27 protein-coding genes are annotated in these 25,939 nt (G+C 67.6%); 9 read left to right on the top strand and 18 right to left on the bottom strand.

Annotated features, from left to right (window positions below; all coding sequences use genetic code 11):
- The first annotated feature begins 37 nt into the window (after window positions 1-37).
- The gene (locus ACFSCV_RS10410; protein ID WP_378799525.1) at window positions 38-748 is read left to right on the top strand and encodes a (2Fe-2S) ferredoxin domain-containing protein; all 711 of its coding nucleotides are present in this window, start codon (window positions 38-40) and stop codon (window positions 746-748) included.
- 534 nt (window positions 749-1,282) lie between these two features.
- On the top strand, window positions 1,283-1,678 hold the full coding sequence (locus tag ACFSCV_RS10405; protein ID WP_378799524.1) for a Rap1a/Tai family immunity protein: 396 nt from the start codon (window positions 1,283-1,285) through the stop codon (window positions 1,676-1,678).
- 174 nt (window positions 1,679-1,852) lie between these two features.
- On the opposite strand, the gene ACFSCV_RS10400 is transcribed toward ACFSCV_RS10405, so the two are convergent.
- From ACFSCV_RS10400 to ACFSCV_RS10370, 7 genes are all read right to left on the bottom strand, one after another.
- On the bottom strand, window positions 1,853-2,710 hold the full coding sequence (locus ACFSCV_RS10400) for a hypothetical protein (protein ID WP_378799523.1): 858 nt from the start codon (window positions 2,708-2,710) through the stop codon (window positions 1,853-1,855).
- Between the two features lie 729 nt (window positions 2,711-3,439).
- Window positions 3,440-4,489, bottom strand: a complete 1,050-nt coding sequence (locus tag ACFSCV_RS10395; protein WP_378799522.1) for an Ldh family oxidoreductase — start codon at window positions 4,487-4,489, stop codon at window positions 3,440-3,442.
- Window positions 4,486-5,466 carry a phosphoglycerate dehydrogenase gene (locus ACFSCV_RS10390; RefSeq protein ID WP_378799521.1) on the bottom strand — a complete coding sequence of 327 codons (981 nt, stop codon included), beginning with the start codon at window positions 5,464-5,466 and terminating at the stop codon, window positions 4,486-4,488. Before ACFSCV_RS10390 ends, ACFSCV_RS10395 begins: the two co-directional genes overlap by 4 nt.
- 10 nt (window positions 5,467-5,476) lie before the next feature.
- On the bottom strand, window positions 5,477-6,361 hold the full coding sequence (locus tag ACFSCV_RS10385; protein ID WP_378799520.1) for a dihydrodipicolinate synthase family protein: 885 nt from the start codon (window positions 6,359-6,361) through the stop codon (window positions 5,477-5,479).
- Window positions 6,362-6,452: 91 nt separating this feature from the next.
- The gene (locus tag ACFSCV_RS10380; RefSeq protein ID WP_378799519.1) at window positions 6,453-7,442 is read right to left on the bottom strand and encodes a Bug family tripartite tricarboxylate transporter substrate binding protein; all 990 of its coding nucleotides are present in this window, start codon (window positions 7,440-7,442) and stop codon (window positions 6,453-6,455) included.
- A 59-nt stretch (window positions 7,443-7,501) separates the two neighbouring features.
- Window positions 7,502-8,632: an iron-containing alcohol dehydrogenase gene (locus tag ACFSCV_RS10375; RefSeq protein WP_378799518.1), complete on the bottom strand. Its 1,131-nt coding sequence runs from the start codon at window positions 8,630-8,632 to the stop codon at window positions 7,502-7,504.
- Window positions 8,629-9,495 (bottom strand): IclR family transcriptional regulator, encoded by an 867-nt coding sequence (locus ACFSCV_RS10370; RefSeq protein WP_378799517.1) that lies wholly within the window; start codon window positions 9,493-9,495, stop codon window positions 8,629-8,631. Before ACFSCV_RS10370 ends, ACFSCV_RS10375 begins: the two co-directional genes overlap by 4 nt.
- A 245-nt stretch (window positions 9,496-9,740) precedes the next feature.
- On the opposite strand from ACFSCV_RS10370, the gene ACFSCV_RS10365 reads away from it, so the two are divergent.
- The 4 genes from ACFSCV_RS10365 (at window position 9,741) to ACFSCV_RS10350 (ending at window position 13,872) form a co-directional block, all read left to right on the top strand.
- Window positions 9,741-10,778, top strand: a complete 1,038-nt coding sequence (locus ACFSCV_RS10365; RefSeq protein WP_378799516.1) for a 2-keto-3-deoxygluconate permease — start codon at window positions 9,741-9,743, stop codon at window positions 10,776-10,778.
- Window position 10,779: 1 nt separating this feature from the next.
- Window positions 10,780-12,030, top strand: a complete 1,251-nt coding sequence (locus ACFSCV_RS10360) for a four-carbon acid sugar kinase family protein (RefSeq protein ID WP_378799515.1) — start codon at window positions 10,780-10,782, stop codon at window positions 12,028-12,030.
- On the top strand, window positions 12,027-13,025 hold the full coding sequence (pdxA, locus tag ACFSCV_RS10355) for a 4-hydroxythreonine-4-phosphate dehydrogenase PdxA (RefSeq protein ID WP_378799514.1): 999 nt from the start codon (window positions 12,027-12,029) through the stop codon (window positions 13,023-13,025). Before ACFSCV_RS10360 ends, pdxA begins: the two co-directional genes overlap by 4 nt.
- An 82-nt stretch (window positions 13,026-13,107) precedes the next feature.
- A complete protein-coding gene (locus ACFSCV_RS10350) occupies window positions 13,108-13,872 on the top strand; it encodes a DeoR/GlpR family DNA-binding transcription regulator (protein WP_378799513.1) in 765 nt (254 codons plus the stop codon).
- A 64-nt stretch (window positions 13,873-13,936) separates the two neighbouring features.
- On the opposite strand, the gene ACFSCV_RS10345 is transcribed toward ACFSCV_RS10350, so the two are convergent.
- The 3 genes from ACFSCV_RS10345 to ACFSCV_RS10335 are packed head-to-tail and all read right to left on the bottom strand — an operon-like array spanning window position 13,937 to window position 17,855.
- Window positions 13,937-15,322: an FAD-dependent oxidoreductase gene (locus ACFSCV_RS10345; RefSeq protein WP_378799512.1), complete on the bottom strand. Its 1,386-nt coding sequence runs from the start codon at window positions 15,320-15,322 to the stop codon at window positions 13,937-13,939.
- 9 nt (window positions 15,323-15,331) lie between these two features.
- Complete coding sequence (locus tag ACFSCV_RS10340) at window positions 15,332-15,733, bottom strand: indolepyruvate ferredoxin oxidoreductase subunit alpha (RefSeq protein ID WP_378799511.1); 402 nt, start codon at window positions 15,731-15,733, stop codon at window positions 15,332-15,334.
- Window positions 15,720-17,855: a molybdopterin-containing oxidoreductase family protein gene (locus tag ACFSCV_RS10335; RefSeq protein ID WP_378799510.1), complete on the bottom strand. Its 2,136-nt coding sequence runs from the start codon at window positions 17,853-17,855 to the stop codon at window positions 15,720-15,722. The genes ACFSCV_RS10340 and ACFSCV_RS10335 overlap by 14 nt, the downstream gene beginning before the upstream one ends.
- A 333-nt stretch (window positions 17,856-18,188) precedes the next feature.
- Here ACFSCV_RS10335 and ACFSCV_RS10330 point away from each other — a divergent pair, with 333 nt between their 5' ends.
- Window positions 18,189-18,806, top strand: coding sequence for a TetR/AcrR family transcriptional regulator (locus ACFSCV_RS10330; protein ID WP_378799509.1), 618 nt, complete (start codon window positions 18,189-18,191; stop codon window positions 18,804-18,806).
- A gap of 77 nt (window positions 18,807-18,883) precedes the next feature.
- On the opposite strand, the gene ACFSCV_RS10325 is transcribed toward ACFSCV_RS10330, so the two are convergent.
- The 8 genes from ACFSCV_RS10325 to nthB all read right to left on the bottom strand — a co-directional run bounded on the left by ACFSCV_RS10325 (window position 18,884) and on the right by nthB (window position 23,506).
- Window positions 18,884-19,441, bottom strand: coding sequence for a histidine phosphatase family protein (locus ACFSCV_RS10325; protein ID WP_378799508.1), 558 nt, complete (start codon window positions 19,439-19,441; stop codon window positions 18,884-18,886).
- Window positions 19,442-19,456: 15 nt separating this feature from the next.
- Window positions 19,457-20,110 (bottom strand): hypothetical protein, encoded by a 654-nt coding sequence (locus ACFSCV_RS10320; protein ID WP_378799507.1) that lies wholly within the window; start codon window positions 20,108-20,110, stop codon window positions 19,457-19,459.
- Window positions 20,107-20,865 carry a CbtA family protein gene (locus ACFSCV_RS10315; RefSeq protein WP_378799506.1) on the bottom strand — a complete coding sequence of 253 codons (759 nt, stop codon included), beginning with the start codon at window positions 20,863-20,865 and terminating at the stop codon, window positions 20,107-20,109. The genes ACFSCV_RS10320 and ACFSCV_RS10315 overlap by 4 nt, the downstream gene beginning before the upstream one ends.
- Before the next feature lie 11 nt (window positions 20,866-20,876).
- The gene (locus tag ACFSCV_RS10310) at window positions 20,877-21,098 is read right to left on the bottom strand and encodes a CbtB domain-containing protein (protein WP_378799505.1); all 222 of its coding nucleotides are present in this window, start codon (window positions 21,096-21,098) and stop codon (window positions 20,877-20,879) included.
- A 68-nt stretch (window positions 21,099-21,166) separates the two neighbouring features.
- A complete protein-coding gene (locus tag ACFSCV_RS10305; protein WP_378799504.1) occupies window positions 21,167-21,688 on the bottom strand; it encodes a DUF1097 domain-containing protein in 522 nt (173 codons plus the stop codon).
- 104 nt (window positions 21,689-21,792) lie between these two features.
- Complete coding sequence (locus ACFSCV_RS10300; RefSeq protein ID WP_378799503.1) at window positions 21,793-22,131, bottom strand: nitrile hydratase accessory protein; 339 nt, start codon at window positions 22,129-22,131, stop codon at window positions 21,793-21,795.
- A gap of 13 nt (window positions 22,132-22,144) precedes the next feature.
- Window positions 22,145-22,765, bottom strand: coding sequence for a nitrile hydratase subunit alpha (nthA, locus tag ACFSCV_RS10295; protein WP_378799502.1), 621 nt, complete (start codon window positions 22,763-22,765; stop codon window positions 22,145-22,147).
- Window positions 22,766-22,831: 66 nt separating this feature from the next.
- On the bottom strand, window positions 22,832-23,506 hold the full coding sequence (gene nthB, locus ACFSCV_RS10290; RefSeq protein WP_378799501.1) for a nitrile hydratase subunit beta: 675 nt from the start codon (window positions 23,504-23,506) through the stop codon (window positions 22,832-22,834).
- Between the two features lie 521 nt (window positions 23,507-24,027).
- Between nthB and ACFSCV_RS10285 the strand changes: the two genes are divergently transcribed.
- Window positions 24,028-25,182 carry a transporter substrate-binding domain-containing protein gene (locus ACFSCV_RS10285; RefSeq protein WP_378799500.1) on the top strand — a complete coding sequence of 385 codons (1,155 nt, stop codon included), beginning with the start codon at window positions 24,028-24,030 and terminating at the stop codon, window positions 25,180-25,182.
- The gene (locus ACFSCV_RS10280; RefSeq protein WP_378799499.1) at window positions 25,182-25,826 is read left to right on the top strand and encodes an ANTAR domain-containing response regulator; all 645 of its coding nucleotides are present in this window, start codon (window positions 25,182-25,184) and stop codon (window positions 25,824-25,826) included. The genes ACFSCV_RS10285 and ACFSCV_RS10280 overlap by 1 nt, the downstream gene beginning before the upstream one ends.
- Window positions 25,827-25,939: the final 113 nt, after the last annotated feature.

Here is a 25,939-nt window from a genome sequence, read left to right as displayed (position 1 = left end):
GATGGCTGACGTTGTCACCGAGGCGCCTGACCGGGCGGTGATCCTCTACGGCCGCGCGTCCTTCGACAGCCGTCAGCGGCTTCAGGGGATCGTGGACCGTCTGCGCGCCGGCGCCCCTTCACGGCAGGTCGCCTGTGCTTTCGCCGACCTCAGCGGCCCGTCTCTCCCGGAGGTTCTCGGCCGGCTGGCGGACAGCGGGATCGCGGAAGCCGTCGTGGTGCCCTGCATGATCCCGACGGATCCCAGCATCGCGACGTGGTTGCCCGGCGCGCTGAGCGCTTGGAGGTCGGAACGCTCGACCGCGCCCCGGGTGACGATCGCGGCGGCGGTGGAGTGTTTCGTCGACCTGGCGGACCTTGCGGCAAGATCGCTCGAAAGCGCCGACGCGGCGGATGTCGGCGGAGCGGCGCCAAGCATGGGCAAGCCCGGCTGGTCGGAGATTCCACGACACGGCCGGCAGATATTCTTCTGCACCGGCGCGCGCTGCCTTCACCGCGGCGCTGAGCCACTCTACCAGAGGCTCAGGGATCTGATGAGGCGCGAGCACGGCTTAGTGCGGGGACCGCGTCGGGTGCTTTGTGCGCGAAGCTCGTGTCAGTTTCCGTGTAATCTCGGCCCGGTGATGACCGTCCATCCGGACGGCGTTTGGTACGGTCGCCTCGACCCTCAGGCGCTCGACCGCATCGTCGCCGAACACCTGATTGGCGACGAGATTGTGCAGGACTTCTGCATTCGGGACCTGGATTAGGGCCCATGGGTCGAGGCCAAAGCGCTGCCGTGGCCTTTGCGCGACGACCAGCTCTTCGTGGTCGTGCGCGGATCGAAGACGCGGAAACCTCGGATTCTGGGGCAGTTCGTCCGTAGGCGTCTTGTCGCCCGCAGAGCGGCAAAGGATCGGCTTGAAAGCGGACGGAACGCGTGACTGCTACGGGTCAAAATCAGCTAACGAAGTCAGCCGTAGAAAGTAGGAAAGTGGTCCCAGCGACCTTGATCGTATGCAGGATCACGCAGCTACCTCATGGAACCTACGAGCGCGGGAAAGTCTCGGATGGCCCAGCGCCTCTGATCCTCTGCGAATACGAGATCAGAGCCTCCGCTCAAGTCGGCGCGAAAGCTCATAGCCGAACGCCCGCTCGTGACCCTTTGCAAACGTTTGAGAAACCCGCTTCCGGGCGTCTCCTCACGAGCAATCCCTTCGAGATCGGCCGCCATCGGCCGTGTTTGGGCGACCGCCCGAATCTGTTCTCGTCGGTGGACGGCCTGATCAACGGAGTGGACAGCGATGTGGGGATTTTTGGCGCCTCTTCCCGCGGCGATGCTGTCGATGGTCTTGGCCACCAATGTCGCATCGGCAGAACCGGGCGACGATGCGGCCCCCGACTGGATGATCACCGGGACGGAGCTGATCAAGGCGCTCGAAGGGAAGCTCGATGACGGCGCCCTGCAGAGTGAGGCTGGCCGGATCACGTCGGCGGCCCGCGGTAACGCTTACATAGCCGGAGTGGCGGACGCCACCAGCGGGACCGCGTGGTGTGGCGCCGGATCGGTCCTCCCCCATGAGCTTACAGACCGCGTATACACGCATCTTCGGAGCGTCACGCCTGAGCGCCTTAAAGAAAGAGCGTCGACATTGGTGATCGAGGGGCTGGCCGCTGTTTTTCCCTGTCCACCGGATTAAGGCGAGTTTTCTCGTTTCACGCACCTTCTAAATGGCCCCGTATAGGATGTAAGATTATTTCGGTTCTGAAAAACTTTCTCTTCAGAGTCGTTCGGGGGTTATTCTTGAGGACCATCAAGATCATCGCGGCAGCCGATCAGGCGGCGTTCGGTTGGGAGAGTCCGTCGGCTCCCGTCACCACTCACGCCATTGCGCGGTGACATCCTCATCATCGGGAAGGATGAAGCCTGACGCCCTCACCACCGCGTCAATCAGGACGCCAAGTTCGTCGCGCTCCAGGGTTTCGATCATCCCGCTCCTGTCGTTGATCTCATTGATCGCAAGAACGATATCCTTGACCGCCGCCCAGATGGCCTGCGCATCCCGCTGGCTGGTCGCGGCCTTCACCGTGTCGACGAACACATTCAGCGCCGTTTCAGCCGCGGCGATGTCGGCCTCGTTGAATAGCCCGTCTCCCCGGGCCATCGATTCCCGCCAACGTGGCGTCGGAATTTTGTCCCGCAATGCTTCTACTTTATCGATACTGCCGGGCGCGATCTTATGCTTGGGAAAGGACGCCTTCCGGCGCTTGGCCTTGAGCATGGCGCGGTCGGCCTGCATCAGATAGACCGCCATCAGCCGCAGGTCCGCGTCATATTTCGCGATCACCACCATATCGCCGACGGCATGGGAATGCTCGAAGCGTTCGGCCGAGTATTCCGGCAGCGTGCTGCTCTTGCCTTTCCGAAACGGACCCGCCCCGAGCTTCTCGGCCACGACCTCGCTGCTGTCTCCAAACGTCAGATCGAATGGCAGCGCCGACATATAGGAACGCTGCACGGCCCTCATGGCGTCCAGCCCGGTAAAGGACAGCCGAGAGACGATCCTCTCCTCGTCGTCCGGCAGGCGCCGTGACCGTACCTCTTCGAATTCTGCGCTGTATGCGGAAAGGCTTTCCACCTGCAGGCTGAAACCGCTATCGAAGCCGCCGAAAAATCCAATCTCCGCATTTGCGCGGAAATCGATAGGGTCCAGCTTTTCGTGATCGGCCAAGTACGATTCGACGATCGGGTCAGCTATACTTCGGCCAAGCATATCGGAATGATTCATTCTACGCCTTTTTTCTTTCACAGCATCCCTATCCGATATTATCTTGCGATCTTGGTGACGTCGAATGCCTCGACGCCGTGGCGCGACGGCCCGACGTCTGTTGTCGGGCGCGCACGCGCTGTCCCGTCTTGGGGCGTCGCCGAACGGTGATGGACGTATGATCAAGTTGAGGGCCGCCTCGCCTGCGCCGAAGGAAGGTGTCGCTGATCTACAAGAAGGCCGGTCACCCGTGAGCGCGCGGTTGCTCCTAGGCCATGGGAAGCTCGACAGCACAGACCGCTATCTGGGCGTCGAGGTCGACGACGCTTTGGCGCTTTCCGGGCGACTCGAGCTTTGACCGCAGCAAAGCCGGCGCCCCCGCCTACGCTGGAAGAGGCGCCAAGAGAAATATCAGCCGATGTCTGCTTTCGACGTTCGACGCGACGTTTCAACCCTCCAACGTCAGCGGCGGCACAAGCTGCCACGGACCTTGACGCGGCCTTCAGATGATCCGCTTTGATCCTGCTCTCGTGGCACTAAGAAGCCGCGTGGCTGCAACGCTTGTCGCCGTCAAGCGGCGCGCTGGCGGCGAGTTCGAGCGTTCGGAGACGTGGGCCTGTCAGACCGCGATAGGGTGGCGACCGATCATCGGCGGATCTCCTGAAACGACCATTGAGCGAAGCGTCAAGCGTCTCAGATCGCGGTCGGCGGATGAACGCCGAGACGGGCGGCGTGCGGCTCCAGCGAGGCCAGGACGCCATCGTGGATCGCGGCGCCGTTCGCGAGCGCCTCGCGCTTACGCTTCAGCGCCGCCTCTCCCGGCAGCCGCACCGCGTTGACGCCCGGCCGCGGCGGGTTGGAGCGGCAGGCGTCCGCGAGCCAGCCGGTCTGGCGCAGGAACCCGTCCCGACCGCCGAAAGCCTCGGGATCGTAGACCTGCACGGTCACCGCCGCGTTGGTGCCTTTCGGCGCGTCGGCCCGGCCGTAACCCGCCAAGCCCTGCGTCACCGCCTCGACGTGGAGCGCCATGCCATAGCCCTTCTGGCCGTGGTCGAGGCCGCCGGTCGGCAGCAGCGTGCCGCCCTCCTGCATGACCTTCGGGTCGCGCGACGGCTTGCCGTCCTTGTCCATCAGCCAGTCATGCGGGAACTGTTCGCCCGCCTTGATAAGCCGCTGGCTCATGTTGACGGTGGTGATCGAGGCCGAGATGTCGATCAGGATCGGGTCGCCCGGCGTCGGAATCCCGTGCGCGACAGGATCGGGCGTGTAGAGCCCCTTCAGCCCGCCGAACGGCGCGACCTGCGCGCCGGACGGACTGGAGCTCGCGATCGTGACCATCAAACCTTGGCTCGTCGCGATCGGCAGATAGGCCGCCAGGCAGCCGATGTGGTGGCTGTCGCCGATGACGATCGTGGCCGCGCCGTGGGTCTTCGCGCGCTCGCAGCCGAGCTTCACCGCCTCAGCCGTCAGCCATGCGCCCGGCAGGCGCCGCCCGCGCCAGCAGACCGCCGCTCCGCGGTCCGAGACCACGTCCGGCGCCCCGGCCTTGGTCATCACGCCGTCCGCGATGGCGTCGAGATACCAGCCCGCGAGCGCGAGGCCGTGGGTGGTGTGGCCCATCAGGTCGGCCTCGACCAGATAGGCCGCCACCGCCTTCGCCTTGTCGGACTCGAGACCGGCGGCCGAAAACAACGCCTCGGCGTATGCGACCAGGTCCTCGGCGCGGAAACGGGGCGCGGTCACGCCGGCGCTCCCGCCCGCTCGAACACCTGCGGGTTCAGCACCCGGGCCGGGCGGCCGCCGGCGAGCAGCGTCTCGATGTCCTCGATGTTCATCAGCCCCACGCGTTCGACCGACTCGACCGTGTCCGCGCCGGTGTGCGGCGTGAAGACGACGCGCGGCTGACGGAAGATCGGGTGGGAGACGTCCGGCGGCTCGACCGGATAGGCGTCGATCCCGGCGCCCGCGAGTTTCCCCGCGCTGAGCGCCGCGTCGAGCGCGTCGAGATCCACGACCTCGCCGCGCGCAAGATTGAGCAGGCACGCGGTCGGCTTCATGAGCGCGAGGCGCTCGGCGTTGATCAGCGCGGCGTTGTCCGCCCCGCCGAAGACGTGGAGCGAGACGTAGTCGGAACGCTTCAGGAGCTCGTCGAGCTCCACGATATCGACGCCGTGCTTCTCCGCGAAGCCTCGGTCCGGATAGAGGTCCGACGCCACGACTTTCATGCCGAGGCCGATGGCTTTCAGCGCGAGCGACCGGCCGATCGCGCCAAGGCCCACGATGCCGAGCGTCTTGCCGCCGATCTCGCTGCCGACGACGCGGTTCCAGCCCCCGGCGACGATGCCCTGATGGCCCGCCGGAATGTTGCGCGCGAAGGAGAACATCATGCCGATCGCGAGCTCCGCGACCGCGGCCGCGTTCGCGCCCGGCGTGTTGAGCACCGGAACGCCGCGCGCCGTGCAGGCCGCGACGTCGATGCTGTCGACCCCGACGCCGTGCTTCAAAACCGCCTTGAGCTTCGGCGCGGCGGCAAGCGTCTCCTCGGTCACCCTGACGAGGCCCGCGACCAGGAAATCGACGTCTGCGAGATGCTCCGAGAGGCCCCCATCCGGCTTCGTCATGTCGACGCAGCGGAGGAGGGTCCAGCCCTTCTGCGCGAGCTTGTCCGGAACGGCTCCGTAGCGGCCGAAGCCGGGCGACGTGGTGGCGACGACGGTCATCGGGCGCTCCTCAGACGAGGCCATGAATCTTCAGCAGGGCGGCGATCTTCTCGTCCTGCTCGGGGCTCGGCGGCAGCGCCGGCTGGCGGCTCGCGCCGACGGAAGCGTCCATCAGGTAGAGCGAGCGCTTCACGAGCGCCGGCGGGTAGCCGAGCTTGTAGAGGTCGGTGCGGAAGGCGGTGAACTTCGCCTGCGCGGCCTCGGCCTTGGGCAGGTCGCCGGCGTTGTAGCCTTCGGCGATCTCCGCCAGCACCTTGGGCATCACGTTGCCGAGGCCGGAGATGCAGCCCTTGGCGCCGTTCTGGAACGCCCAGAGCACGAGCGAATCCGGGCCCGAATAGACGTCGAACGAGCCTTCCGTCTTGGAGACGCCGAGATAGGCCTCGAGTGTCGCCTGCTGGCCGCCGCTGTCCTTGATGCCCGCGATGTTGCCGTGGCGGGCGAGGACGCGCGCGGTCTCCGGCTCGATGTGGTTCTGGGTGCGGGCCGGGATGTCGTAGAGGTAGATCGGCGTCTTCACGGCGTCGGCGACCGTCGAGAAGTGCCGGATCAGTCCGTCCTGCGTGCATTCGATGAAGAACGGAGTGATGACCGCGATCCCGTCGACGCCGATGCGGTCGAACTCCCGCGCGAGCTTCACCGTCTCGTAGGTCGCCGGCATGCCCGCGTTGACGATGACGCGCGCCTGGCCGCCGGCCTCTTCCACGACCTCTTCGGTCAGCCTCACCTTTTCCTCGAAGGTGAGCGCGGTGAAGTCGCCATTGGTGCCGGCGCACATGATGTTGTTGCCCGCCTCGACCTGCCGGCGCACCTGCGCACGGGTCGCGCGGAAGTCGATCTCCTCGGCGTCGTCGAAGCAGGTCACGAGGGCGACGAAGGTTTCGCAGGCGGTCATGGAACTCTCGGAAGGATTGCGGGCTCAGGGGAGGAAGACCGTCATCCCGGCGCTTTAGCCGGGACGACGGCCGTAGCTCAGGCGTCCGACGTCATTCGGGCTTCACGCCGGCGGTCTCGATGACCTTGCTCCACTGCCCGGCCTCGTCGCCGATCAGCTTCGCGAAGGCCTCCGGCGACGTGCGCATCGGCAGCACGCCGAGCTCCTCGAAGCGCTTCTGCGTCTCGGGTCGCTCCATGAAGGCGTTGATCTCCTTGGCGTAGGCCTCGATCAGCGGCTTCGGGGTCTTCACCGGCGCGAGGAAACCGTGCCAGGCGACGGCCTGGAAGCCCGGCACCGTCTCGGCGACGGCCGGCAGGTCTGGGGCGACCTTGAGGCGCTCGGCGGTCGCGGTCCCGAGCGCGATCAGTTTGCCCGACTTGATGTGCGGCCAGAGCAGCGGCGCGTTGTCGAAGGCGATGTCGATCTGGCCGGCGATCAGGTCCGGCATCATCTGGCTCGAACCCTTGTAGGCGACATGCGTCATCTTCGTGCCGGTGCGCTGCATGAACAGCTCGCCGGCGAGATGCTGCGTGGTGCCCACGCCCGACGAGCCGAACGCGACCTTTTCAGGATTGGCCTTGAGGTGGTCGATGAGTTCCTGGACGGTGCGGGCCTTGATGCGCTCCGGATTCACCACCAGGAGGTTCGGCACGAGCGAGATCTGGGTGATGGGCGCGAGGTCGCGCAGCGTCTGGTACTGGATCCGGTCCTTCAGCAGCGTCGGATGGATGGAGAGGTTCGAGGTCGAGGCGATCGCGATCACCGAGCCGTCCGCGTCGGAGCGCGCGAGCCGGCCAAGCGCCAGCGTGCCGCCGCCGCCGCCGACGTTCTCCGCCACGATCGGCTGGCCGGTGACCCTGTTCAGGTGGTCGCCGATCATGCGGGCGAAGATGTCGGCGGTGCCGCCGGCGGTGAACGGCACCAGCAGCGTGATGGGCTTCTTCGGCCAGTCGCCCTCGGCCGCCTGCGCGGACGAACTCAGGGCGAGCGAGAGCGGCGTCGCGAGCGCGAGGCCCGCGACCAGCAGGGATTTCAGCATCGGGCGTCCTCCAGTTTTGGTTGGCGGCCGTCCGGCCGCATCGTGACGACGGCCGCTTCTCAGGCGGCCTTGGCGTAGATCGCGAGGATGTCGTCGCGGCTCATGTCGCGAGGGTTGTTGTCGAGCAGCCGGCGGATGGCGTGGGCCTCCGTCGCCATGGTTCCGAAGTCGCCGTCCGGCACGCCGAGCGCGGACAGCCGCATCTCGACCCCGAGATCCGCGCAGAACCGGTAGGCGCCCGCGAAAGCGGCGTCGGGAGCCGTCGCGCCCTTCAGGCCAAGCGCCTCGAGGACCAGACCGGTCTTCTCAGGAACCGCCGGCGCGTTGAAGGCGAGCGTGTGCGGGAAGATCAGCGCGCAGGCGAGGCCGTGGGCGACGTGGTGCCGCGTGCCAAGCGGATAGGCGACCGCATGGCCCGCGGTCGTGTTCACCGGCCCGAGGCAGAAGCCGCCATAGAGCGAGGCGAGCGACAGCCCGACGCGCGCCTCGCGGTCCGCTCCGTCGGCGACCGCGCGGGCGAGATAGCGGCCGACGAGGCGCGCGCCTTCGAGCGCGTAGAGGTCGATGACCGGATGCGCCTTCTTGGAGGTGAAGGCCTCGACGCAATGCGCCATGGCGTCGACGCCGGTCGCCGCGGTGACGGAGGGCGGAACCGTCATGGTGAGGTCCGGGTCGACGATCGCGAGGTCCGCAAGCATGTGCCGGCTCTGAACCGCAAGCTTGTTCTTAGTCTCGGGGTCGGTGACGAGCGAGCGGGTTCCGCCTTCGGAGCCGGTGCCGGACGTGGTCGGGATCTGGATGAGCCCCACGGTGCGGCCCGACACTTTCTCCGGCCCGACGACATCCTTGAGCGTCTGGCCCGAGCCGGGCAGCACGGCCACGAGCTTGGCGAGGTCCATGGCGCTGCCGCCGCCGAAGCCGATCACGACGTCGGGGCGGGCTTCGGCCGCGAGCGCGAGCGCCTTGTCGAGGTTCGGCGCATCGGGCTCGGGCTTCACCTCTCCGAAGACCGCGACGTCGCCGCGCAAGCCGAGCAGGTCGACGCGGGCGGCGTTGAAGGGATCGGCGACGACGAGCGGGCGCGTGTAGCCCCTCTCGGCCACGTAGGCCCTTAGGCCGCCGAGCGTGCCGGGGCCGAAGTCTATCCGCGCCGGGCGCAGGAGCTCGATCGGGGCGACGAGCGACGTCATGACCATCCTCCGGCGGGCGGGACCGCGATCGCGCCGAGAGACAGGCGCGCGGCGTCCGAGAGCGCGCCTGCGATGCGGATTGCATGGGGCGCGGCGACATCTACGAAATCATCGACGCTCATGCGCTCGGCGCGGATCGTGAGGCTAACGCCAGCGACCGCGAGACCCTCGGCGTCGAAGACGGGGGCGGCGACGGTGCGCAGCCCATAGGCGTTCTCGCCGTCCGAGACCGCGAAGCCGCGCGCCCGCACCTCGTCCAGGCGAGTCGTCAGCGCGTCGAGGTCGATCAGCGTCCGCTCCGACAATTTCACGCGCGGGGCGGCGTCGAGATGCGCGATCTGCGCATCCCGCGGCAGATGGGCGAGGATTGCGTGGCCGAGCGCCGCGGCGTAGGCGCCGGTGCGGCTGCCCGGGCGACGGCTGACCGGCTGCGGGCCAGACTGCTCAATCCGCGCAAGATAGACCACGTCGCCCTCGTGCAACGCGCCGAACGAGGCGCTGTCGGAGACCGACGGCACGACGTCCGCGAGCAGCGGGCGGGCGTGGAACGGCAGGTCGCGCTGGCTGAGCGCCGTGAAGCCGAGCTCCAGGCATTTGAGCGTCAGGCGAAACTTCCGCGTGCCCGCGACCGGCGCGAGATAGCCGAGCGCCGCCAGCGTGTGGGCGAAGCGGAACGCCGCTCCGCGGTCAAGCCCGGCGCGCTTCGCGATCTCGGCGCCTGTCAGCTCGGCGGCGTCGGGGCCGAAGGCGCTCAGGACCGCGAACGTCTTGGCGACGCTGCCGACGAAGTTCTTCGCATCGCCGGACGCCGCCGATCGGCCGGCCGCTGCGGGGCGCGCGTCGACGTCAACGCTTTCGCTCATCTCGTCCTCCCATGGCCCGGCGCCTTAGCGGCGCTCGTATGTTCGGAATGCGAACTTATGCTCGCTATGGTCACTAGGATGGCGGGGAGATCTTGCGCTGTCAAACCTTTCCTGCGCAAAGCGCGCATAAGAATTGACGATCTGCGCATTTTGGGCGATCACGCAGTAAGACTGGGCCGTCCGTGCGCGTTCGGCCTGCAACGCCAGACAAAACATGCGCGAAACGCGCAGACAGGGAGGCTGACATGCAGGTGCCGATCAAGCGGGCGATCGAACGCGTGCCCGGCGGCATGATGGTGGTGCCGCTGCTCCTGGGCGCGTTGATCGCGACCTTCTTTCCAGGCACGCCCAAGTTCTTCGGGTCGTTCACAGGCGCGCTGTTCTCCGGCGCGCTCACGATCCTCGCGGTGTTCTACGTCTGCATGGGCGCCTCGATCGACTTCCGCGCCACCCCCTACATCGTGAAGAAGGGCGGCACGCTGCTCGTGACCAAGGTCGGCATCGCGGTGGTGCTCGGCGTGGTGTTCGGCCAGTTCCTCGGCGAGGCTCCGGTTTCGGCCGGCATGTTCGCCGGGCTTTCCACGCTCGCGATCGTCGCCGCCATGAACGACACGAACGGCGGCCTCTACATGGCGCTGATGGGCCAGTACGGCCGCCCGCGCGACGTGGGCGCCTACACCATCATGTCGCTCGAGAGCGGCCCGTTCTTCACCATGATCACGCTGGGCGTCGCGGGGCTTTCGGCCTTTCCCTGGCAGACCATGGTCGGCGCGATCCTGCCGCTCGTCGTCGGCATGATCATCGGCAATCTCGACCGCGAGATGCGCGCCTTCCTGTCGAAGGCGGTGCCGGTGATGATCCCGTTCTTCGCCTTCGCGCTCGGCGCGGGGCTTGATCTGTCGAAGGTCTGGCAGGCGGGCCTGCTCGGCCTCGCCATGGGCGTCGGCGTCGTGGTGGTGACGGGCGTTCCGCTGTTCTTCGCCGACCGCCTGACGGGCGGCACCGGCGTCGCGGGCGTCGCCGCAGCCTCAACCGCCGGCAACGCGGCTGCGGTGCCCGCGATCGTGGCGTCGGCGAACCCGGCCTACGCCGAGGCCGCGACGCATGCGACGGTGCTGGTCGCGGCCTGCGTGGTCGTGACCGCGATCCTCGTCCCGATCGCGACCGCCTGGACCGCGCGCGTCTTCGGCCGCCCCGAAGATCCCGACGGAGTCGAGGGCGAGGCGACGGAGGCCGCCGCGCCGGCCGACCCCGTTCCCACCGCTCCGACGCCCGGCCGCTGACATGGATGGGCGCTGGCTCATCCTCGCCGACGACCTGACGGGGGCGGCCGACTGCGCGATCGCCTTCGCCAAGCGCGGACGGGCGGCGGCCGTCGGCTGGGGCGTCGCCCCGGTCGCGGCCGAGCGACCGGAGGCGTTCTCCTACGACGCCGACAGCCGCAACATGACGGCCGAGGCCGCCGCCGCACGCCACGCCGAAGCGCTCGAGGCCCTGCTCGAACCTGGCCGCACGCTCTTCAAGAAGATCGATTCAACGCTGCGCGGCCAGCCGGCCGCCGAGACCGCGGCGGCGATCGCGCATCTGCGGAACGCAGGCGTACAGCCTTTCGGCGTGTTCGCGCCGGCCTTCCCGGGCGTCGGCCGCACGACGATCGACGGCCGGGTGCGGGTCGCGGGCGAAGCGCTCGAGGCGACCGAGCTCTGGCGGCGGGACCATACCTATGAGAGCGCCGACCTCGTCGAGGTCCTGGCTAGCGCCGGGGTGACGTCCAAAAGGGTCGGGCTCGCCGAGATCCGCGGTCCGCTCGACGGGCTGAGAGCCGCTTTCGCGCGCCTCGCGGCGACAGGCGCTATCGCAGTTTGCGACGCCGAGATCGACGAGGACCTCGCGCGGATCGCCGAGGCGAGCCTGCCGGCCGCGCCCGGAACCTTCTTCATCGGCTCCGCCGGTCTCGCGCATGCGCTCGCCGCCGTCCAGGCGAAGCCCGCCGCAGAACCGCCGGCGGTGGACGCCTCGGAGGCCGGCGCGCTCATCGTCGTCGGCTCGCTCGCCGCGACCTCGCGCAGGGGCGCAGCGGCGCTGCGCGACGAAGGGCTTGTCGCCCATATCCCAGCCGATCCCGAGCTGCTGCTCGAAGACATGGAAGGCCGCGCAGCGCTCGGCCGCCGCGTTTCCGAAACACTCCGGGCGGGCGAGGACGTGCTGGTCGAGATCACGATCGGCGACGCGCTCGACATGCGGCTCGGCCCGCGGCTCGCCTCCGGCCTCGCCGACGCGCTCCAGCCCGCCGCCGCCGTCATGAGCGGCTTCGCGGCGACCGGCGGCGAGACCGCCGCGGCGCTGCTCTCGCGCTTCGGCGTCCAGGGCATCCGGCTCGTCGACGAGGTCGAGCCGGGCGTCTCGCTCGGGCTTTCCATGGGCGCGCTTTCCGTGCCGGTCGCCACCAAGGCCGGAGCCTTCGGCGACGACCAGAGCCTCATCCGCATCGCGCGCGCTCTTCGCGCCGTCCGTCAGAAGGGATCCTTCGCATGAGCCGCCCGACGATCGCGATCACCATGGGAGATCCGTCCGGCATCGGGCCGGAGATCATCATGAAGGCGCTGGCGCACAGGCAAGTCCAGGCCATGTGCGAGCCGCTCGTCGTCGGCGACGCCGAACGGCTTCGGCTGGCGGGCGAGATCGTGGGCTCGTCGCTGCACGTGGAGGCCGTCGAGGACGCCCACGACGCCCGCTTCGCGCCCGGAACCGTCCAGTGCCTCGACCTGAAGCTCGTGCCGGCGAACCATCCCTTCGGCGAGATGTCGCCGATCTCGGGCGAGGCCGCCTACCGCTACATCGAGAAGGCCGTGCAGGTGGTCGAGGCCGGCGGCGCGCAGGCGATCTGCACCGCGCCGCTGTCCAAGGAGGCGCTGCACGCCGCGGGCCACAAGTATCCGGGCCACACCGAGCTGCTCGCGCACCTCACCGGCACGCCGGAGGTCTCCATGATGCTGGTGTCGCCTAAGCTCCGCGTCATCCATGTGACGACCCATATCGGCCTGCTGGACGCGATCGCGAAGATCGAGCCCGGGCTTGTGGAGCGCGTCATCGCGCGCGGTCGCGACGTGCTGGTGAAGGCCGGGATCGAGAATCCGAAGATCGGCGTCTGCGCCATCAACCCCCACGCCGGCGAGAATGGCTTGTTCGGCCGCGGCGAAGAGGCGGAGAAGATCACGCCGGCAGTCGAAGCGTGCAAGGCCAAGGGCTGGGACGTTCGCGGGCCGCTGCCGGCCGACACGCTGTTCTTCCTCGCGGGGCGCGGCGACTACGACATGGTGGTGGCCATGTATCACGACCAGGGCCACGGGCCGATCAAGGTGCTGGGGCTCGAGGCCGGGGTGAACATCACCGTCGGGCTGCCCGTCATCCGCACGTCCGTCGACCACGGCACCGCCTTCGACATCGCTGGCAAGGGGATCGCGGACGACGGCTCGATGATCGAGGCGCTCCGGCAGGCGGTCGACCTCGCGCCGAAGCGCGCGGCCTGACGGTGCCGCGACGTTCGAGGCGATAGCCAAGAGAGCGTGGAGCGGGCAGTTTCTCCGGCCCACGCAATCTGGAGGCGCCGAGGTGATCCGTAGCCGAGAACGCCGCGCGCAGCTCCTGGAGGCGCTGCGCGCCGGCGAGGCCGACGTCGAGGACCTCGCGGCGCGCTTCGGCGTCTCGGCCTCGACAGTGCGCCGGGACCTGCAGCGGCTGTCCCGCGACAACGCGGTGCGCCGCACCTATGGCGGCGCGATCCTCGCGAACCATCAGCCCGAGACGACGCTCGGCGAGCGCTTCTCGGTCAACAACGCCGCCAAGCGCGCGATCGCCAAGGCCGCGGCGGCGCTCGTCGAGGACGGCGACACCCTGATCCTCGACGCGGGCTCGACGGTCGTCGCCCTCGCGGAGCGGCTGCGTGGCCGCAAGCTGACGATCGTGACCAACAATCTTGCGGTGCTGCCGCTTCTCGCCGACGAGGCCAGCGTGGAGATCATCGCGCTCGGCGGCGCGCTGCGGGCGACCAGCATGGGGACCGTCGGCCCGCTTGCGGTCGAGGCGATGCGCCGGCTGACGGCCGACCGCGTGTTCATGAGCGCCGACGGCGTGGTGGCGGGCCGAGGCCTTTGCGAGGCGAGCCTCGAGCAGGTGGCGCTGAAGTCGCTGATGATGGCGCAGGCGCGCGAGACCGTGGTGCTCGCCGACGCGACCAAGATCGGCCGCGCCAACTGCTCGGCCTGGGCGCCTCTGCCTTCCCAATGGACGCTCGTGACCGACGTCGACGAGAAATGCGAAAAGATCCCGGAACTTGAACGCTACGGAGCGCGTGTGGTCTTCGCAGGCGGAAAATAGCCGAGGCGCGCTTCGCTCGATCGGAGGCCTCCGCGGGGCTGACTGCCAAGTCAGCGGAGAGCCATCACGTACAGCAGTACTGCGGAGCAGACCCCGCACCCGCAAAGGCGGTGGCCAGCATCTTGTCCACCGATGTGAACTTCTCCCGAGGCTTCCCCAGGGCCGCTCCGGCCTCGACCTCCGCCGCATCGATCCTTGACCAGGAGATGAAGTCGACGTGCCGCACGCCGCGCGCTGCGAGCGACGTCCGCAACGCTACGCGACCGGGCGCTTTCGCCGGCCGATCGGCAAAGTCCGCCAGCATCGACTCGACGGTTTCGAGGCTGCAAGCACGATTGACGCCGATCACTCCCGAGGGGCCGCGCTTGATCCATCCCGCCACGTAAAGTCCGTGCGCCGGCGCGCCGCCATCCATGACACGTCCGCGCTCGTGTGGAATCGTCCCGGACCGGGCGTCGAACGGCACGCCGTCGGTCGCGACGCCCTTGTAGCCCACGCTCCTGAACACGGCGCCCGCTTCGAGCGACACGGTCTCCCCGGTCGGTTGGGCGACTTGCGCGAAGGCCCCGCCCGAAAGGCGGCATCGATCGAACAGCGCGCGCTCGACGCAGCCGCCTCCCTCGAGGGCCCGCGGGCTCAGGTTGAAGTGGAGATGCACCGCCTTGGCGCGCTCGCGCGGGCGTCCCTGGAAGGTGCGCAGGATCTTTACGCTCTGCGCCGCGGCGACGCCGCGCGGATCAGCAAGCTCGGCTTGGCAGGTCGAGCCGATGACGAGATCGCACTCGTCGAGCACGACATCGGCTTCGGCCAGCATGCCGATCTCACGCAGTTCCTTGGCCGTCCATTTCGCCTGCGCCGGGCCGCGCCGGCCGACGAGATGCACCTCGCGGATCCGGCTCTCGCCGAGCGCCTCAAGCGCATGCTCGCAGATATCGGTCTGGCGGAGTTCGTCGACGGACTTCGACAAGATCCGGCAGACGTCGATCGCGACGTTGCCATGGCCGAGGATCACCGCGGCCTCGCACGAGAGATCGAAGGTCCGGTCCCGAAAGTCCGGATGGCCGTTGTACCAGGAAACGAATTCGGTCGCCGACCAGCTTCCGGAAAGGTCTTCGCCGGGCACTCCAAGTTTGCGGTCCGCGGACGCGCCGCTCGCGATCACCACGGCGTCGTAGAAGCCCCGGAGCTCGTCGATCGTCACGTCCCTGCCGAGCGCCACGTTGCCGAAGAAGGCGAAGCGCTCGTGACCGGCGATCTGGGTGAAGTTCCGGCAGACGGATTTGAGCTTCGGATGGTCGGGCGCGACGCCGAACCGAACCAGGCCGAACGGCGTCGGCAGACGCTCGATCACGTCGACCTCGGCGCCGGCTTCGAGCAGCGCCTCTGCGGCATAGAAGCCGCTGGGCCCGCTGCCGACGACGGCGACTTTGCGCGCGGCGGTTCCCGCCATGTCAGGTCCTCAATTCAGGCCCAGCTCGCTGCGGCGAGCTTCCGCCGTCGGCAGCGGGGACTGTTTTGCTCGGATGATCGGCAAGTCGGGAGCGCGCGCGGCGTTGATCCTGATCCACTGCTCCTCGTCATCGGAGAGGTCGAACTCCTCCTTGATGGCGCCCACGGGACAGGCCGGAATGCAGGCGCTGCAGTCCACGCAGACGTCGGGGTCGATGTAGAGGCGTTCGTCATCGCCATGGAAACAGGCGACCGGGCAGACCGTGACGCAATCGGTGAAGCGGCAAGCCTGGCAGTTTGCGGTGACGACGTGAGTCATCTTGAACCCCTCGAACGCGACCAGTGGTGCTGGGAAAGAGGGCGCAGCGCCCCGGAAGGACGCCGCGCTGGGGCTGCAATCACGCAGCGACATGCTCGACTTCGACGAGGTTGTCGGAATAGCTGCCGGCCATTCCCATTCCGCAGTGGGCGTCGGAGCTGATCGCGTTCACGGCCGTGCCGGAGCTCGTGAAGCTCGGCCAATGACCGAGATTCGCCATGACGAGGCCGGGCATGAGAGCGTCGACGATCTCGGCGCGGCCGTCGAAGTGGCCGCGGTCGTTGAAGACGCGGACCAGGGCGCCCGTCTCGATCCGCCGAGCGGCCGCATCGTCAGGGTGCATGAAGACAGTCTGCTCTCCCTGCCGCTTCTGCTTCGGCTTCTCGTTGGCGTATTGCGAGTTCAGGAAGGCGTGGGCCTTCGGCGAGACGATCGAGAGCGGGAAACGCTTGGCAAGCTCGGGATTGGTCTCCCGCGACTCGTAGCCCGGCACATAGTCCGGGAGCGGGTCGATCGGTTCGGCCGGCTGCATGCCCTCGTACATCGAGCGCCAGACCGGCACGACGAAGTTCTCCGTCACGCTCGACCTCAACTCGCATTTGCCGGACGGCGTCTTGAAGTTGCCTTCCGCGTGCGGCTTTCGCTCGTGCGGCAGCCCCACGTTGATGCGCGCCCAGCCGGTCTCCTTCAGCGTATCGAGCGTGATGCCCTGGAGCGCGGGGGACTCCCAGTCGTAGAAGTCCTGGAGCATCTCCCAGTCAGAGCGGTCCCAGTAGTCGTCATTGAAGCCCATGGTCTTGGCGAGGCGTCGGAACATCTCGACATTCGGCACGCACTCCGGCGGGGGGGAGATCGCAGGCTGGTTGAGGCTGATGTACAGGTGACCCCAGGTCACCATGATGTCGAGCTGCTCCCCTTGCATCGCCGCCGGCAGGATGATGTCGGCGTATTTCGCCGTGTCTGTGATGAAGAGCTCGCTGACCACCGTGAACAGGTCCTCGCGCTCGAGGCCCCGGGCGATCTTCGCCTGGGCCGGCGCCTGGCTCATCGGGTTTGAGTTGTAGACGAACAGAGACTTGATCGGCGGATCGAGCTGCAGCTCGCCGGTGAGCGCGGCGCCGAGGTCGAGCTCATTGACGACACGCGTTCCCGGCCGGATCCAATCCGGGCGGCAGATCCGGTCGAAGTTGGTCGGGAACTCCCAGATCGGCATTTCCATCGCGCCGCCCCCGACATGCCGCCATGCGCCGATCAGGGCCGGGAGACAGGTGATGGCGCGGATGGCCTGGCCGCCGCCCCGGCTGCGCTCGATCGCGACGCCCTCGCGGATCGCGGCTGGCGGGGTCGTGGCGTATTCACGGGCGAGCGTGATGATGTCGGCCGCCGGGATGCCGGTGATCTCGGAGACGCGCTCCGGCGGATAGAGCGCCGCGCGCTCCTTCAGCTCCTCGTAGCCGAGCGTGTATTTCTCGACATAGTCATGGTCGACGAGATCCTCGGCGATGATGACGTTCATCATGCCGAGCGCGAGCGCGCCGTCGGTTCCGGGCTTGATCTGGACGTGCCAGTCGGCGGCCTTCGCGGTGCGCGTCTTGACCGGATCGATGACCACCACCTTCGCGCCGGCCTCCTGCGCCTTCACGATGAAGGGCCAGCCGTGGATGTTCGTCGAGGTCATGTTCATGCCCCAGACGATGATGTACTTCGCGTGGACGAAGCTTTCGATGTCGAGCCCACCGGACGGGCCGACCGTCATGACCCAGGCCGTCGACGAGCCGCTTTCGCAGTAGGTCTTCTCGGCGACCGTCGAGCCGAGCCGGTTGAAGAAGGCGTCGCCGGCGGTGAGGCCGTTCAGGGTGCCCTGATGCCCGAGATAGGCGTGTGGCATGATCGCCTGCGCGCCGTATTCGGCGATGATGGCGTTCCATCTGTCCCGGATCGTGTCGAGCGCCTCGGTCCAGCTGATCGGCTCAAACTGCCGCGACCCCTTCGGACCGACGCGCTTCAGCGGCGTCAGAATCCGGTCGGGATTGTAGTGGTGGCCGGCGAAGTCCTTGAGCTTCACGCAGAGGCGGCCCTGCGTCATCGGGTGGTTCTTGTCGCCGGTCACCTCGACCAGCTTTCCGCCCTTCACGTGATACTCGAATGCGCATGTGTCGGGGCAGTCGTGGGGGCAAGCGCCGCGCACGATCCTCGTATCCATCTCAGCGTTCATGGCTGGCTCCGTCGTTCCGGACGTTGCGAACGCCGCCCATCGGCGACGGCGGGACGATTGCCTGGAACGATACCAAGGAGCCCAAAACCGTAAATAGTACGGCCGTCCTAGATCGCTTAAATGATGTGCAGATTAGGACGCTGCCTGGCAAAAAAGCTGGGCGCCGCCGCGTGCATTGGGTGCGCCGCAGCAATTGGACGCCCGTACAGACCAAATGTCCAGCGGCGACGTGAGGGTCGCTAAGCTAGGCCTTCAAGGCCTAGCCAAAATTCTCGTACGGTCGTACTGGGGGCTTCGCGTCCCTCAGGGTCGCGCCCGCTACGAGGAGGCCATATGGACGTCCTGCCGCCGGCCGTAAAACGCTCAACCCTGAAGGGAGCCGGCCGCACCGCCGCAATCCTGGAGGCCGCGAAGGATATCGTGGTGGCCGAAGGCTTCGCGAACCTGTCCTATCGGAACATCGCAAAGCGGGTCGGCATCGCGGTGGGAAACGTCAACTACTACTATCCGTCAAAGGACGATCTAATGGTCGATCTTGCGGAGTTTATTTTCGATCGCTGGGACCAGCGCCTTAAAAAGCGTGTGCCCTCGCGGCTCAAAAGTGACCGTGAGATCTTCCGATTCTCGATCCAGTTTATGATCGAGGAGAACAAGCGGGAGCGGACCGTCACCCTCCTCATGGAGATGTGGGCGATGGCCAATCACTCTCCGCCCGTGTCCAAAATGCTGGGAGCGTTCTACGCGCGGATGCGAACCTGGATCTCGGGCATGATCGAGCGCGTACGGCCGGACATCAATCGCGAAAGCCGAGAACTTCGGGCGGCGCTCATCACCGCGCAGATCGAGGGCCTGATGATCCTGATCGGCCCGAAGCGGGTTAAGCACGACGAACTCGCCGGCCTTGAATTAGCTGCGGTTGCGCACATCGAAGACCTGGCCTTTAGCGGCTAAGTAAAAAAATCGGCGGCCGGCGTCTGGGCGCGGTGGGGCTCCTTCCGCCAAAGGGCTGACGTATTCAGTTTCGGCCTTCATCGCCGATCGCCGATCGCTCGGAGATTCCAGCGGTCGCCATCACTTACAAAGACAACCATGCTCAGGGGCTCGAGGTCGATCCGGGCGTAAGACGTCGCCGGCGCTGCGATCACATGGAGCATGCAGGCCTTGACCACCATGGCCGGCGCGACCGCGACGGTCCGACCGGTCAGGGCCGCGCAAGAGGAAAGCCATCCGCCGACGCGCGCCAACAGGGCTTCGATCGACTCTCCCCCATGGGGCGCCTCAGACGGCTCGGCGACCCAGCTCCGGAAGCCCTCCGGGTCCGAACGAGAGACATCCTCCAGCGTGCGTCCGCGCCATGATCCAAAATCGATTTCGGCGAGCTCGGATCGGACCTCGACGTCGAGGCCGAGCCCCGCGGCGGTGCGGCGCGTCATCGGTTCAGGCCCGCACCAGAACCTGTCGCCGCTGAGCGTCGACGCCGGGAGGTTCCGGCGCGCGCCGTCCCCGGCGTCGTCCGGCTCGGCGCCGCCCGGAAAGACGGGCCGCCGCGATCGCATCGCACAGATCATCTCCAGGCGATGCGTCATCGAGCCGTCCCGCCGTCAGTCGGCCGCAGGACGGCGCGTCCGCGAACGTCGGCGCAGCGACCCGGCCGCAAGCCCGCCGCCCGCGAGGAGCCCCGTCGCCGCGAACCCGATGGCGGCGGACGCCGGGTCCCGGACGATCTCGGTCAGGCGCGGCCGGACGACCGCCGCCGTGTTGAACGTCTGCGCGCTCGACGAGCAGATTGCGCCGGCCTCCGGCGTCGCGCGTCGCCGCGTCTCGAGCCGGTCGATGATCGCGAGCGCGGGGCCTGCGCTCGCCGGCTCGCGGCTCATGACGACGAGCAACTGCTTGGCGGCCGCGAGATAGGCGTGGGCGCACGGGTTGAACGGGCTGCCCTCGCGCGTGACCCCTCCGGGCGCGAGACCCCAGAGGCAGTAGGCGAATTGGACGCCGTAGTGATTGTAGAGCCGGCGAACCGACCCGTCGGTGGCGGCCTGGCGCTTCGCGAGCGCGACGATCTCGCCGAGCCGCTCGTCGACGAGCGCCATCTCGCCATGAGAAATCTGCGGGATCGGCAGGCCCGCGTTCGCGCCGTCGACCGGACCGCCGGAATGCGCGGAGGCGGCGCCCGAGACGGAGGCCAGCGCGACGACGGCCGCGGCCCACGCGAGGCGCCCGGGCCGCGGAGACCGGCCGGCGCGTCCCGTCATCGGAACGCGGCCGCGCCGGCCGCGTGGCGCAGCGCGCCTTGCTTTCGGGACGCCCGTTCGGCGAGGGCGCCGAACATCAGCCCGATCGAGGCCCAGAGCACGGCCTGCACGCCGATCGACGCGATCCGGAAGTTCCAGAGCGCGGCCGGCGAGAACGAGGCGGGGATCTCCTCGATGTCCGGCAGGCCCGCGAACATGACCGCGACCACCCCGACATAGACGAGGCCCGCGACCGTCGCCGCGTTCCAGCCGCCGACGCGTTCGGCAAAGCGCCTTGCGAGCATGACGACCGCCGCCATCAAGGCGATCGAGAACGCCATCATGGCGAAGAACAGCTCGGTTCGGGCGACTATTGTGTCCGCGCTGCCGACGGCCGGCGGGTTGGCCGGATATTTGAGCTGCGGGACGACGACGACCGCGACGAAGCCGAGCGTCGCGATCAGGGCCGCGACAGAGCGCGGGCTCAAACGCCCGAGCCGGCCGTTGGCGAAGGCGAAGGCGAGCGCCAACAGGCCGCCGATCGCGGCGCCGTAGACCACGAGGCCGGCGAAGAGGCCGACGCCCGCCTGCGTGGCCCGGCTTACGATTTCCGGTTCTTCCGCCTCGCCGTGGGCCCCCGAGGCACGGCTCGCGCTTTCCTCGAACGCGATGGCGTACTCAACCCAGGGCTCGCCGAAGGTTGTCGCGAAGCCGAAGGCGAGAAGGCCGGCGAGCACGCCGACCATCATGCCCCTCAGCAGAAGGTTGCCGACCATCTCGCCCTCCGTCAGTGGCAGGGGAAGCCGAGCAGGTGGCGGCCGTCATGCACGAACTCATGCACGACGGAGCTCCCGATCAGCGAGGTCGCGCCTTCCTCTGCGCCCACGAAGTAGACGGTGAGAAGGAGCATCAGGCCGCCGAAGACGGCCCAGGGAAGGATCGCCGAGACCGGGATCGGTTCGGCGCGCGCCGGGGTCAGCGCAGAGGTGGCGAAGGCTGGGTTGATCATCTGGAACTCCCGAGTTCGACGTTGGAGAAGACGCCGCGCGGCCTTGCCGCGCGGCGGCATGCGCAGGTTCAGGAGGCGCTGACGGACGCCTTGGGCGCGAGCGTGTGGATCCAGGCCGCGAGCTTGGCCGAGGCGAAGGCGAAGCACGCCCCGATGATCATCGAGAACGGCACGATCAGGAGCGCGTTACGGCCCGAGGCGGACAGCATGGCGGCGGGCGTGAAGGCGTCCGCGTTCTGCGTCAGGAACGAGAAGGTGCAGGCGTAGCCGTAGGTGACCGCCGGGATCGACGAGAAGGCCGGAATGTGGGCGGCGAGGATGTAGGCGACGATCGAGATCGCCACGATCACCGCGCCGAGGGCGGGTCCCGGAGCGACGAGCGCAAGCGCGAGCCCCGCGCTCCAGGCCACCAGCACCCCGAAGGCGTTGGAGACGACGGTGGTCCGGAAGGCCGCGGCGTCGCCGCCGCAATGGTAGAAGCAGGCCCATGCCGCGAACGCCGCCCAGATCAGGAAGGCGTTGGTGGCGAGGAACGCCCAGGTGCAGATGCCTCCGAGCAGTCCCACGCTGATGGCGAGAGGGATGATCATGGTTGCGCCTTTCGAGACGCGTGAGGACAAGACTTCCCCTGCCGGCGCGCAGGGTTTCGCGCGTCGGTCGGCGGAACGTCGGTTTGGAAGCGCCTACGAGGAGGTCAGATGACCTCGTCGCGGGTGCGGTGCAGGAACTCTTCCGTGCGCCGGTCGAGCTCCTCCGGGTTGATCAGTCCCTTTTCGAGCGCGAGCTTCTCGAAGGCTGCGAGCCACTGCTCGTAGTAGCTCCAGGTTTCGTCGCCCGGCTCGTGGGTCTTGTCCCACTCGCCGATCGTGCTGATCAGGCTCTTGCGGAAGTCCTCGTAGGGGTAGGACTTCGCCTCCGCGAGCGCGAGAACCATGCCGAAGGCGCGGCCCTGCCAGGGCTCGTCGAACTTCAGGCTCTCGCAGTTGCGCGGGATGGCTTCGCGGCCGGTGAGGTCGTCGACATAGGCGTCCATCGTCCGCGCCTCCTCAGGCCGTCGCCAGGCCGAGGCCCTGCATGGCCTCGGTGGAGACGAGCGCCGCGAGCTTCTCTTCGTCCCAACCTTCGGTGCCGGCGGGGCGCTCGGGGATCACGAAGTAGCGAACCTGCGCGCTCGAATCCCAGATCTCGATCTTAGACTCGTCCGGCAGGGTCACGCCGAAGTCCGACAGCACGCCGCGCGGCTCGCGGACGACGCGGGCCCGGAACACCGGGTCCTTGAACCAGTAGGGCGGCAGCCCAAGCAGCGGCCACGGCCAGCAGGAGCACAGCGTGCAGCAGACGACATTGTGGGTGCCGGGCGTATTCTCGACGACCTTGAGGTTCTCGCCCTCGATGCCGTCGCGCATGCCGAGCTCGGCGATCGCCTTGTTGGCGTCGGCGAGGAGGCGGCCCTTGAAGGCCGGGTCGGTCCAGGCCTTGGCCACGACCTTGGCGCCGTTGAACGGCCCCATCTCGTGCTCGAAGAAGTTGATGACGCGGTCGACCGTGTCGGTGCCGATCAGGCCCTTCTCGCGGAACAGGGACTCCAGAGCCTTGGTGCGCGCGGCGTAATAGGTCTCGCTCTCGCGCAGGTGGTGATGATGTTCGTGATCGTGATCGTCGCTCATAGAACTCGCCTTATCTAAGCGGGCTCGCCGCCGTTATTCGTCATGAAGCTGGAAGAAGATCGGGGGTCACACCGCCTCGAGGTAGACCTCGAAGCAGTCGTTGTAGAGAACGTCGCCCTTGTCCGGGATGTCGTCCCAGAGATCGCGCGTCTTGAACTTCACGAGGTAGACCGGCTGCGCCGTGCAGATCCCGTCAGTCGGGACATTGTCTGCGTAGAGATATGCGCCCTTGTAGACGGTCTCGACGACGCCGGTCTTGTTGCGCAGGTAGCCCGGAAGCCTGGTGTGGACCGCCGGCGGCATGTCCTTGACCCGCACCGTGTCGCCGACCTTGAAGACCGGGTTCACGGCGACGTCGCGATAAGGATTCGCGCCGGTGTAGAAATACTCGATGACGCGGCCGGTGACGTCGTTGTCGCCCGCATTGGGCTGCGGAGCGTCGGGGTTCTCGAGGTAGTATTTGGTCTTGGCTTCGAGCTCCTTCTCGGAGATGTAGTTTCTGGAAACCAGAAACTTGCACATTCCGCCGAGCCATTTGATGTAGTAGCGATACTTGAAGTAATCGAGCGGATTCATGGACTCGGCCAATACCCTGAGGTCAGGCCACGCCCAGATTCCCGTGCCCATCATCGTCGTATGGACGGCGAAGAGCTGCGCCTCCCACGGCTCGACGAAGACGCGCTTTTCGACGTCGACGGGGCCGAGATTCTCGATGCCCCCGAGATAATGCTGGACCTTCACGCTGTGGCCTCCGCGATCGCTGGGCGTAGCTCCTGGAGCCGGCGCCTCGAGTGAACCTGGCCCGCACGTCAGGCCGCGCTTCCGCGGCGCTCGTCGCAGGCGAGTAAAGTCGAAGATGCAAGGCCCCTTCGCGAAGCAGCCGTCAGCGGCGTAACGCAAAAAAGCCCGTCAGCATCCTGCTGCGGGCGACTGTGCCGAATTCCTGTGGATGCGCGTGACTTGCGTCTACATGGGCAGCACTGCCCGACGCGTGGCCAAAGGTTGACCTGCGCCCAATTGACAGTCAAGCACAATTTTTGATCGATGACCGCGCGAATTCTACTCGCCTGCTGAACCCGTTCAGGATGGATCTCCGCTTGACAAGAGGCGCGGCTCGTTCAAGCCTAAGAGATAGGCGCTGGGCAAAGATGCCCAATTGAGCGTCAGGCACTTCGATGAACATCACGGCGCGGACACATCTCCGCGCAGGCAGCGACGCCCTCAAGCCTATGGCTCGAGGGCTTTTTTCGTTCGGCGGTCCGATGACGACAGACACTTTCCGCATCGGCCTGATGTTCTCCTCGACCGGGCCCTACAGCTCGGTCGCCGAACCCATGCTGAACGGCGCTCTGCTCGCCGTATCCGAGGTCAACGCGGCCGGCGAGGTCCGTCTCGATCCGGTGGTCGTGAACCCCGGCGGCGATCTCTCGCGATATGCCGCGCTAAGCTCCCAGCTGCTGTCGTCGGGGATCAAGCAAGTCGTCGGCTGCTACACCTCGTCGAGCCGCAAGGAGGTGATCCCGGCCTTCGAGAAATATGATGGAATGCTCTGGTACCCGTCGCATTACGAGGGCTTCGAGAGCTCCGACAACGTTGTCTACACGGGCGCCGCCCCGAACCAGCACATCCTGCCGCTGATCGACTTCCTGATGTCGTCCTATGGCGATCGCGCCTTCTGCGTCGGCTCGAACTACATCTGGGCCTGGGAGAACAACCGGATCCTGCGCGAGATGGTGACCGCGCGCGGCGGGACCGTTCTCGCCGAACGCTATCTGCCGGTCGGCGAGACCGATTTCGCTAAGACCATCGAAGCGATCATCCTGGCGCGGCCGAGCTTCGTGTTCTCCTCGCTGATCGGCGTGAGCGGCTATTCGTTCATCCGCCGGCTGCGCGAGACGTGCGTGGCCCGCGGCATCGACCAGCCGGCCGTCATGCCGGTCGCGAGCTGCAACCTGAACGAGCTGGACCTCGTCGACATCGGCGACGGCGCGATGGACGGCCACATCAGCTCAAGCGTCTACTTCTCCTCCCTGCAGACGCCTGAGAGCCGGGCCTTCGTCGAGAGCTACGCGAAGGCCTATCCGGACAAGCCCTGGGCGTCGGCGGACGCGGAGGCCTCCTACATCGCGGTCAAGCTGCTCGCGGCCGCCATGTCGGGCGCGGGCGGCGACGAGATCGGCGCGGTGCGCCGCGCGCTCGCCGACCAGCGCCTCGCAGCGCCTCAGGGCGAGGTCAGCGTCGACGCCGAAACCATGCATCTCTGCCTCACCCCGCGCATCGGGCGTTCCCGCGCGGACGCCTCGTTCGACGTGATCCGACAGGAGCCCGCGCCCATCCGCCCGGACCCCTATCTCGTCCGGTTCTCGGCGACGGAGGCCTGGGGCTCGCCCGCCTCCCGACTGCGAGTGGTGAGCTGATGACACAGACGCAGGTCCAGAACTTCCGCGGCATGCGGGCGGTGATCTTCGCTTCCGGAGACGGCGGCGTGGACACGTTGGCGTCGGTCCTCGCCAAGCTCGGCCTCGTGGTCGAGCGTCCCGGTCCGCCGGAGGCCTCGGTCGACGCGTCGACGTTCAGCTTCGAGCGCGACGTGCTGTTCGTCGACGGCGACCTCGAGGGCGTGCTCGGTCCGGGCGCCATCCGGAACGGGCTGCCGCCGGCGGCGGTCGTGGGCCTCGTCGGCGTCGAGGCGCCGAGCCGGCTGAAGGGGCTGATGGCGCAGGGCGCGACGGCGTTCCTGCGCAAGCCCGTCTACGCCGGGGCGGTCTACACCACGCTGTTCCTCGGCGTGAACCAATACCTGCAGCGCAAGGCGCTGACCGACGAGCTCCACGACCATCAGGACCGCCGCCGCAGGCGTCGTCTCGTGATCAAGACCATCGTGCGCATCATGGAGCAGCATGGCGTCGATGACGACGAGGCCTACGCCATCCTGCGCCGGGACAGCATGCGCAGCCGCCTCAGCCTCGAGGACTACTGCGAACAGCAACTCGCCTGCCGGTCAGCGCCGACCGGAACCTCCCGGGACGCGCCGGACGAGCTGGCGCCCGCCCGACGCTGACGTTTCGACAGTCCGACGACGGCGTCAACCGACGCCCGCCCATCTGACGGGGCGGCGCCTTCGCGCATTTTTTCGGGACCGGCGGCCGCCATCGAGGCCGGCCGCCGCGCCTT

Origin of the sequence: Methylopila henanensis, from assembly GCF_042681025.1 — a bacterium.
GTDB lineage: Bacteria > Pseudomonadota > Alphaproteobacteria > Rhizobiales > Methylopilaceae > Methylopila > Methylopila henanensis.
Note: the sequence above shows the minus strand (reverse complement) of the source record. Positions and strands in the feature narration are given on the sequence as shown.

Coding starts and splice junctions, on each gene's coding strand:
- ACFSCV_RS10405 (WP_378799524.1), top strand. CDS start 1,283: ATGTGGGGATTTTTGGCGCCTCTTCCCGCGGCGATGCTGTCGATGGTC.
- ACFSCV_RS10390 (WP_378799521.1), bottom strand. CDS start 5,466: ATGACCGTCGTCGCCACCACGTCGCCCGGCTTCGGCCGCTACGGAGCC.
- ACFSCV_RS10385 (WP_378799520.1), bottom strand. CDS start 6,361: ATGACCGCCTGCGAAACCTTCGTCGCCCTCGTGACCTGCTTCGACGAC.
- ACFSCV_RS10380 (WP_378799519.1), bottom strand. CDS start 7,442: ATGCTGAAATCCCTGCTGGTCGCGGGCCTCGCGCTCGCGACGCCGCTC.
- ACFSCV_RS10375 (WP_378799518.1), bottom strand. CDS start 8,632: ATGACGTCGCTCGTCGCCCCGATCGAGCTCCTGCGCCCGGCGCGGATA.
- ACFSCV_RS10370 (WP_378799517.1), bottom strand. CDS start 9,495: ATGAGCGAAAGCGTTGACGTCGACGCGCGCCCCGCAGCGGCCGGCCGA.
- ACFSCV_RS10365 (WP_378799516.1), top strand. CDS start 9,741: ATGCAGGTGCCGATCAAGCGGGCGATCGAACGCGTGCCCGGCGGCATG.
- ACFSCV_RS10360 (WP_378799515.1), top strand. CDS start 10,780: ATGGATGGGCGCTGGCTCATCCTCGCCGACGACCTGACGGGGGCGGCC.
- pdxA (WP_378799514.1), top strand. CDS start 12,027: ATGAGCCGCCCGACGATCGCGATCACCATGGGAGATCCGTCCGGCATC.
- ACFSCV_RS10345 (WP_378799512.1), bottom strand. CDS start 15,322: ATGGCGGGAACCGCCGCGCGCAAAGTCGCCGTCGTCGGCAGCGGGCCC.
- ACFSCV_RS10340 (WP_378799511.1), bottom strand. CDS start 15,733: ATGTCGCTGCGTGATTGCAGCCCCAGCGCGGCGTCCTTCCGGGGCGCT.
- ACFSCV_RS10335 (WP_378799510.1), bottom strand. CDS start 17,855: ATGAACGCTGAGATGGATACGAGGATCGTGCGCGGCGCTTGCCCCCAC.
- ACFSCV_RS10330 (WP_378799509.1), top strand. CDS start 18,189: ATGGACGTCCTGCCGCCGGCCGTAAAACGCTCAACCCTGAAGGGAGCC.
- ACFSCV_RS10325 (WP_378799508.1), bottom strand. CDS start 19,441: ATGACGCATCGCCTGGAGATGATCTGTGCGATGCGATCGCGGCGGCCC.
- ACFSCV_RS10320 (WP_378799507.1), bottom strand. CDS start 20,110: ATGACGGGACGCGCCGGCCGGTCTCCGCGGCCCGGGCGCCTCGCGTGG.
- ACFSCV_RS10315 (WP_378799506.1), bottom strand. CDS start 20,865: ATGGTCGGCAACCTTCTGCTGAGGGGCATGATGGTCGGCGTGCTCGCC.
- ACFSCV_RS10310 (WP_378799505.1), bottom strand. CDS start 21,098: ATGATCAACCCAGCCTTCGCCACCTCTGCGCTGACCCCGGCGCGCGCC.
- ACFSCV_RS10305 (WP_378799504.1), bottom strand. CDS start 21,688: ATGATCATCCCTCTCGCCATCAGCGTGGGACTGCTCGGAGGCATCTGC.
- ACFSCV_RS10300 (WP_378799503.1), bottom strand. CDS start 22,131: ATGGACGCCTATGTCGACGACCTCACCGGCCGCGAAGCCATCCCGCGC.
- nthA (WP_378799502.1), bottom strand. CDS start 22,765: ATGAGCGACGATCACGATCACGAACATCATCACCACCTGCGCGAGAGC.
- ACFSCV_RS10285 (WP_378799500.1), top strand. CDS start 24,028: ATGACGACAGACACTTTCCGCATCGGCCTGATGTTCTCCTCGACCGGG.
- ACFSCV_RS10280 (WP_378799499.1), top strand. CDS start 25,182: ATGACACAGACGCAGGTCCAGAACTTCCGCGGCATGCGGGCGGTGATC.